General features: G+C 60.4%; 8 protein-coding genes and 1 pseudogene. 5 read left to right on the top strand and 4 right to left on the bottom strand.

Annotated features, from left to right (window positions below):
- The 4 genes and pseudogenes from Q7T64_RS14430 to Q7T64_RS14415 all read right to left on the bottom strand — a co-directional run.
- Positions 1-231: pseudogene (locus Q7T64_RS14430) on the bottom strand (polysaccharide deacetylase); the annotation flags it as partial.
- Positions 191-2,689: an ATP-binding cassette domain-containing protein gene (locus tag Q7T64_RS14425; RefSeq protein ID WP_304797124.1), complete on the bottom strand. Its 2,499-nt coding sequence runs from the start codon at positions 2,687-2,689 to the stop codon at positions 191-193. The pseudogene Q7T64_RS14430 and the gene Q7T64_RS14425, both read right to left, overlap by 41 nt.
- A gap of 2 nt (positions 2,690-2,691) precedes the next feature.
- A complete protein-coding gene (locus tag Q7T64_RS14420) occupies positions 2,692-3,564 on the bottom strand; it encodes a branched-chain amino acid ABC transporter permease (RefSeq protein ID WP_304797122.1) in 873 nt (290 codons plus the stop codon).
- A gap of 156 nt (positions 3,565-3,720) precedes the next feature.
- A complete protein-coding gene (locus tag Q7T64_RS14415; RefSeq protein WP_304797119.1) occupies positions 3,721-4,890 on the bottom strand; it encodes an ABC transporter substrate-binding protein in 1,170 nt (389 codons plus the stop codon).
- Between the two features lie 252 nt (positions 4,891-5,142).
- Here Q7T64_RS14415 and mntP point away from each other — a divergent pair, with 252 nt between their 5' ends.
- From mntP to Q7T64_RS14390, 5 genes are all read left to right on the top strand, one after another.
- The gene (gene mntP / locus Q7T64_RS14410) at positions 5,143-5,712 is read left to right on the top strand and encodes a manganese efflux pump MntP (RefSeq protein WP_304797117.1); all 570 of its coding nucleotides are present in this window, start codon (positions 5,143-5,145) and stop codon (positions 5,710-5,712) included.
- A 389-nt stretch (positions 5,713-6,101) separates the two neighbouring features.
- Positions 6,102-6,599: a nucleotidyltransferase family protein gene (locus Q7T64_RS14405; RefSeq protein ID WP_304797115.1), complete on the top strand. Its 498-nt coding sequence runs from the start codon at positions 6,102-6,104 to the stop codon at positions 6,597-6,599.
- Entirely contained in the window at positions 6,592-6,768 is a 177-nt protein-coding gene (locus Q7T64_RS14400; protein ID WP_304797113.1) for a hypothetical protein, read from the top strand. The genes Q7T64_RS14405 and Q7T64_RS14400 overlap by 8 nt, the downstream gene beginning before the upstream one ends.
- A 66-nt stretch (positions 6,769-6,834) precedes the next feature.
- Positions 6,835-6,993: a hypothetical protein gene (locus Q7T64_RS14395; RefSeq protein WP_304797110.1), complete on the top strand. Its 159-nt coding sequence runs from the start codon at positions 6,835-6,837 to the stop codon at positions 6,991-6,993.
- Positions 6,994-7,122: 129 nt separating this feature from the next.
- On the top strand, positions 7,123-7,574 hold a 452-nt coding region (locus Q7T64_RS14390), incomplete at its 3' end, for an NAD(P)-binding protein (RefSeq protein WP_304797107.1).

The following is a 7,574-nucleotide window of genomic DNA, read 5'->3' as shown; positions in this document are numbered from 1 at the left end:
GTTGCCATAATCGCGCCAGGCATAGTTGAGGACATCGGGCTCGGCGGACGGCGCGAGCTTGGCGCCGAGCCCGCGGCCGAATTCAAAATTTTCGACATTGAAGCCGATATACACCGCCAGCCGGTTGCCGTCCGGCCACGCATAATCCGGCCGTTGCGTGATCGGCCGATAACTGTACCGGTCATGCTGCTCAAGCCTGCGCTGCGGCGGCTGTACGCTGTTCTGTGTCATTTGCCTTTTCTCCAAGATATGCAGTGCGCACGGATGCATCGCGCAACAGGACCTCTGCGCTGCCCTCGGCCACCACCTTGCCGTGCGTCAGGACATAACCGCGGTCGGCAATCGCCAGCGCCATTGCCGCGAACTGGTCCACCAGCAATACCGTCATGCCGTCCGCCGCCAGTCCATCGATGGTCTCATACACGACGTGGACTATTTTTGGCGCCAGGCCAAGCGAGGGCTCATCGAAAATGATCACCGTCGGCATCGCCATCAGCCCGCGTGCAATGGCCAGCATCTGCTGCTCGCCGCCAGACAGCAAACCGGCCTCATGATCGACACGTTCAGCCAGCCGCGGAAAGCGCGCCAGCATCAAGTCCACATTGCGCGTGCGCACTGCGTGTGAAGTGGCATAGCCGCCCAGCAGCAAATTGTCGCGCACAGAAAGTCGTGGAAAAACCTGCCGCCCTTCCGGCACCATCACCAGGCCCGCACGCGCCATCCGGTCCGGCCGCAATACCGGCGCGGCGCCGTCCAGGCGCACGGCGCCGCTGGAAGGAATCAGCCCGGTCAACGCCCGCATCAGCGTGCTCTTGCCCGCGCCGTTCGGACCGACCACGGCGACCACTTCATGACGCCGCAAATTGACGCTGACGTCTTCCAGGACCCGGATCGGCCCGTAACCGGCGGCAAGGCCTGTCGCATCCAGCACCACATCGCCAGCCGGCTTGCGTGCTGTGCGCGCAATGTCACCAGAAACGCCGAGGTAGGCAGCGATCACGGCGGGATCATTCCGTACCGTTTCGGCGGCGCCGGTACACAAGACGCGGCCGTTTTCCATCGCAACCAGGGCCGGGCATACCTGCATGACCAGCGGAATATCATGCTCGACCAGCACCACCGTCAATCCGCATTGCGCCACACGGGTCAGCGTCGCCGCCAGCAAGTGCTTGTCGTTTTTGCCCAGGCCGGCGGCCGGCTCGTCGAGCAGCAAGGCACGCGGCCGGGTAGCCAGCGCCCGCGCAATTTCAACCATGCGGCGATCAACAAACGGCAAATCGCTGGCCAGGTGTGCCGGATCGCCCTGGTAGCCGACAAACGCCAGCAAGTCATGCGCCATGGCACTGTCGCAATCCATGGGCAAAGCCAGCGCGACGTTTTCAAACACCGTCAGCGAATCGAACAGCAAGGTGGTCTGGAAGGTGCGTGCGATGCCGGCGCGTGCGCAGTCTTCACTGCTGCCGACCGGCAGGTCGCTTGTGCCCAGTTGGACGCTGCCTTCGGTCGGGCGATAAAACCCGCTCAGCATGTTCAGCACCGAAGTCTTTCCGGCGCCATTCGGACCGATCAGCCCGGTGACCACGCCCGGCGCTGCCCGCAGCGACACATCGTCTACCGCTTTCAAGCCGCCAAAGCGGATGCTGATGCCCTGCGCCACCAGGGCTTTGCCCGCGCCATTGGCCGCCAGCCACGCATGCGCGGCGTCGGCATTGCCCAAACTTCGTGTGACCTTGCCCGGCCTGCCTGCGGCGCCTTGCAGCCGGCCCATCAGGGCGCCGACCGTACCGGCGATGCCCTTGGGCATGATCGCGAGAATCAGGAACAACAGGGTGCCGAAAAACAGCAGGCGGTATTCTGCAAGACCTGACAGCGCCTCCGGCAGTGCGGCAATCACCACCGCACCGACCAGCGGGCCGGCGCGGGTTTCCAGGCCGCCCAGGATCACCAGCAACAAAAACTGGATCGACAGCAGCAGGTCGAAATTTTCAGGGCTGATGAATCCGGCCATCGGCGCAAACAGACCACCGGCCAGGCCAGCCATCGCGGCGGATACGACAAACGCTGCCGTCTTCACCCGCCAAGGACTCACGCCGATGCTCTTGGCGGCTGTTTCCGTATCGCGCACAGCACGCATGATGCGGCCGAAGCGGGAGCGCGCCATCCATGCATAAGCCAGTAGCGACAACGCAGCAAAGCCGACCATCACCCCCACATGCGCGCGCAGCGACAGCGTGCTGCCCGCCAGTGAGGGCTTGTCGATATTGCTGATGCCATTGAAGCCGCCCGTCAGCGGCTCGGCTTCGATCAGGACGTTCTGCAGCACCAGCCCGAAAGCGATGGTCACCATCGCCAGGTAAGGCCCCTTGACCCGCAAGGCCGGCGCAGCCAATAGCGCGCCCAGCACCGCCGGTATCAGCATGCACAAGGGAATGGTGACCCAGTACGACAGGCCATAGCGCGTGGTCAGGATTGCAGTGACATACGCACCCACGGCGTAAAAACCGGCATGCCCCAGCGACACCTGGCCGGAAATGCCGATCAGCAGGTTCAGGCCGGTGCCGACGATGGCAAAGGCCGCGCTCATGCCAAGCAAATAAAGCCAGTAGGTATTCGGCGCCAGCCCGACGGCAGAAGCCGCCGCCAGCGCAGTAATCGTCCAGCCAGCCACAACGAAGAATTGTCGGTTCATGATCAGACCTTTTGCGCAGCAATGCGCCCAAACAGTCCCTGCGGTTTGATGGCGAGTACCACGATGACGAAGCCAAACCCGATGATTTCGCGATAGGCCGACGGCAGCACCGAAGCGATCGCAGCCTCGGCAAGCCCATATAAAAGCCCCGCCACCATGATGCCGACGGCGCTGTCCATGCCGCCGATGATCGCCACCGCAAACGCCTTCAAGCCGAACATGGTGCCCATGCCGGCATAGACGTTGAGCTTGGGCGCAATCAGCATCCCGGCAATGCCGGCCATGCTGGTCGACACCATGTAGGCAATCGATATCAGCTGCGACACCGCAATGCCTTGCAGCATGGCGGCGTCACGATTTTGCGCGGCTGCCAGCAGCGCCTTGCCCAGCAAGGTCTTCTTCAGGAACAGCGCCAGTGCAACAGCGCAGCCAAGACCGACGATCGGCACCACGATTTCAATCGGATAAATGCTGGCGCCCAGCACGCTGATCGGCGTATCCGGCAGCGGTGAGGGCATGCTGCGCGACTCTTTGCCGAAGGTCAGCATGACGGCGTTTTCCAGCACGATGCCAAACGCGATGGTCGACATCAGCCAGGCGATCGAACCGTTTTTCGAAAAAGGCGCCACCACCACCCGGTGCACGAACAGGCCGACCGCCGCGCAAATGATCAGGGTCCCGCCCGCCGCCACCGGCAAGGGCAGGCCCCATGTCACGTGCAGCGTGTAGGCGACCACTGCGCCCAGCATCAAGGACGCGCCTTGCGAGAAATTGACGGTATTGGAAACAATGTGGGTAATGTGATAGCCCAGCGCAAGCAGGCCATACATGCTGCCGATGGCCAGGCCGGCAATGATGACGTCAAATGAAAGCACGATCTGTCTCCTCTGTACGGAAGCTGCCCACACGGACTGGATCAGTCGCGCAGCGCGGCAGATGTTCGGGATCGGCCACGCCGCGAAAAAAGATCCACGGTGGCGCTGGCGGTACTGCCGCCACCGGACCTGTCAGGACCGGTGGCGCGACGGGAGTTACTTGACCGGCACGGCGTTCTTGCCTTCGAACCGGACCCAGATGTAATCCGAGTCGGTCAGGGCATCGTTGTCACCGTTCGAGAACGGCTTTTTGTAGGTCTTGATCAGGCCGTCATAGTCGGGAATGCCGTAGAAGCCTTCGCGCAGCTTGTCGCCGTTGGTGGACTTGGCAACGTTCAATGCCAGTGCAGTGAGCATCACGGCGTCATAGGAATTGGCCACGCCGACCGGCGCCAGGACGTCTTCAGGCCCCTTGATTTCCGGGTAACGCTTCTTGAGTTCGGCCAGGACCTTTTCGCCGTTCTTGCTTTGCTTTCCGAAGAAGCTGTATGTCTGCACGAAGTGCACATCCTTGTAACGCGGCCCGGCCAGCTCATTGAAGCGCCCACCCGAAATGCCCCAGTGCGATACCACCGGCACCTTCCACCCCATGCGGTCGAGCGACTTCATGACCTGCGCCGCAGGCGCAGCATTACCGACCAGGATCAGGCTATCGGCGCCGGCATTGCGCAAGCGGGTCAGTTGCGGCGTGATATCCACATCGGCGGCGCCGTATTTTTCAATCGCGGCCAATGGCAACTTCATTTCGACCGATGCCTTCTCCAGGCCCTTCTGGTTCGATTCACCCCACGGATTATTGACCAGGATGGCGCCCGGCTTCTTGGCGCCGAAGTTCTTCTGCGCGTACTTCATCATGGCCAGGTCGACCCGTTCATCGACCACCGAAACGCGGAACATGAAATTCGGCGTCTTGCCGTGATGGGTAATATTGGTGCCAGCCGCCCAGACGCCCATGTACGGCGTCTTCAGTTCCTGCATCACGTTCACCAACGCCGCCGATACTGGCGTGTCGATGCCGCCGAACACGATCGCGACCTTTTCCTTCTCGATCAACTCGCGAGCGGCCAATTGGCCCTTGCCCGGATTGGACTCATCGTCGCGCTTGACCAGCACCAGCTTCTTGCCGTTCATGACGCCGCCACGCGCATTGATTTCGTCAATGGCGATACTCATGCCGCGCGTGATTGCCTCGCCCGAAAGCGCGGAATTACCGGAAAGCGCGGCGACCAGGCCGATCTTGACGACCTCCTGGGCACCGGCAGCGGATGCCGCCGCAGCAAGGATCACCGTCGCTGTCGGGAGAAGAATGTGTCGGATCAGTCGCATTTTGAGTCCTCTCAAAAATTCGCAAAGCCGCGCTGTAAGCGCCAGGGGGAAACCGGGAAGGAACAAATAAGTAAATATTTACTTACTTTGATGCAAGGTAGTTTGGAAACTTCGGATTGTCAAGCGCAAGTGCAAGCGCCAACAGGACAGCCCCCTGGGCAGGCGTTTCGATTACATTAGCCGGCGTGGCCGCAGCATCGACTCGACCAAATTGCGCAGCCCCCCGGCCGTTTCAACCTTCAAAATTCAAAGATGACTTTCACCGCAATCGTACTGCTCGCCCTTGCCATGTCCACCGACGCCTTCGCCGCCGCCCTCGGCAAGGGCGCAGCCCTGCACAGGCCCCACCTTCGTGAAGCCTTGCGTGCCGGCGTCATTTTTGGCGTGATAGAAGGTTTGACCCCCGTGATCGGCTGGGGGCTGGGCACTGTCGCTGCAAAGTACGCGTCCGAATGGGATCACTGGATTGCCTTCACCCTGTTGACGGGCCTGGGTATCCGGATGATTGTCGAAGGCCTTTCGAAACCCGAAGTTGAAGTCGAACGGCCAAGCCGTCACGGATTCTGGCTACTGGCCATTACCGGATTTGCCACCAGCATCGATGCAATGGTGGTCGGCGTCGGCCTGGCATTTCTTGATATCGACATCCTGATCCCTGCGCTGGCAATCGGCCTGTGCACCTTCATCATGGTCACGCTCGGTGTGATGCTGGGCCGGGTGCTGGGCGCCATGGCAGGCAAGCGCGCTGAGCTGTTTGGCGGACTGGTGCTGATTGCGATTGGGGCGCGTATTCTTTATGAACATACGGTGGGTGCGGCTTGATGCCCTGGCCCCTGAAATTAAAGCTTTGCCGTTGTTATGTGATTGGAGTTTGTAATGACTCTCGAAGAAAGGCTGAATTTGATGAGGGCATCGATGTCCGAAGAGACAATCACGCAAGCCAGGAACCGGACAATCGAAATCCGGGCGGAAATCCCTCTAATGGGTAGCGAATTAGAAATTCTCACGAGTTTTCCGGATGGCGAGGTAAGTATCCAGAACTTCACTGAACTTGCGGTACAACACTGAGTGGGTAGGCTCACCAACTTTAGTTTTGTGCCAAAAATTGGCGCAGTTGAGCTAATATATGGCGCATGAGTAAAATTAGTGACGCCCTCTTCTCGAAGTCGACCAAGGCCATTTTGGCAACGGTATTCTTGCACCCAGACGGAATGCATTTGCGCGCACTGATGCAGCGTACCGGGCTGGGTTCGGCCTCGGCGCAACGTGAGTTAGGTCGGTTGACCGAGGCAGGCTTGCTTGTCAGGAAAGCGGTCGGCAAGCTTGTGCTTTACCAACCCAATGCGCACTCGCCGATTTATCCGGAGCTAAGTGCGATTATCCGCAAGACCGAAGGGGTAGCGAACCTGCTCAAGGAGGCGCTACTGCCGTTCCGCCACCGGATCGAACGCGCCTTCATTTACGGATCGGTCGCCAGGAGCGAGGACACTGCCGCCAGCGACATCGACTTGTTCGTACTCGGCCAGGAGATTGGCAGTGCCGACCTCTATCCGGCGCTGGTCAATATAGAAAAAAGCTTAGGGCGAAAAATATCGCTCACCGTCTATCGGCCGGCGGAATACCTGCGCAAGCTGGAAGCGAAGAACCACTTTCTCGTGTCCATCATGGAAGGGCCCAAGATCGATTTGACCGGGGAGCATGATGAGTAACAAGGCACTCGATAACCTGGTAAAGATCGGGCAGCTCAAACTGGAGCTGTTCGCTCAATCCGAGTTTGACACCTACCTGCGCAGCGGCCGGGAGCGGTTGCAGGACGCCTCGGCGTCGGGTATTTCACTGTCGGGAAAGTTTTTGCTCGGGTACGGCGCGGCGTACTAGTTTTCTTTGGCGGCGCTGCGCAGACTCGGCTACCGGCCAGTGAACCGCTATGTCGTCTTCCAATGCTTGCCGCACACGCTTGACGTCGGTGTCGATATCTGGCGCTTGCTGGCCGATGCACATGACGTGCGCAATGGCTTCGAGTATGAAGGCAGCGACGAGGTGACCGAGGACTTGACCGCGCAAGTCATCCGATGCGCGACCGCGCTGGAAAAATTGTTGTGAATCCCGTGCCGGGAGCATTGCCAAATGCCGGCAATCAACTTAATAGACCTGCCGCCCGGCACAGCTTAAAATGCGAAAAAATCGCAGTCGCGGACCTCCTGATCCACGATGCGCCATCGGGAGCACGTCATGAACGCCCAGATCGAGACCGATTACCTGGTGGTTGGCGCAGGCGCTGCGGGGATGGCTTTCACGGACGCGCTGCTCACGCACACGGATGCCACGATCACCATTGTGGATCGACGCCACGCGCCGGGCGGTCACTGGATCGACGCTTATCCTTTCGTACGATTGCACCAGCCTTCGGCCTTCTATGGCGTTGATTCAGCGCCACTGGGCAGCGATGCCATCGACCAGTCGGGCCTGAACGCAGGCTTCTACGAACTCGCCAGCGCGGATGAATTGCGGGCGTATTACGCGCAGGTCATGCAACAGAAGTTTGTCGCCAGCGGGCGTGTGCGTTTTTTTCCGTGTAGCGACTACACCGGCGGCGAAGCAGGCAATCACCGCTTCGTGTCGCGCCTGAGCGGCGCCACGCATGAGGTTCGCGTGCGGCGCAAGCTGGTCGACACGACCTACCT

This window comes from Lacisediminimonas sp., from assembly GCF_030645335.1.
In the GTDB taxonomy this organism is placed as follows: Bacteria; Pseudomonadota; Gammaproteobacteria; order Burkholderiales; family Burkholderiaceae_D; genus Lacisediminimonas.
Note: the sequence above shows the minus strand (reverse complement) of the source record. Positions and strands in the feature narration are given on the sequence as shown.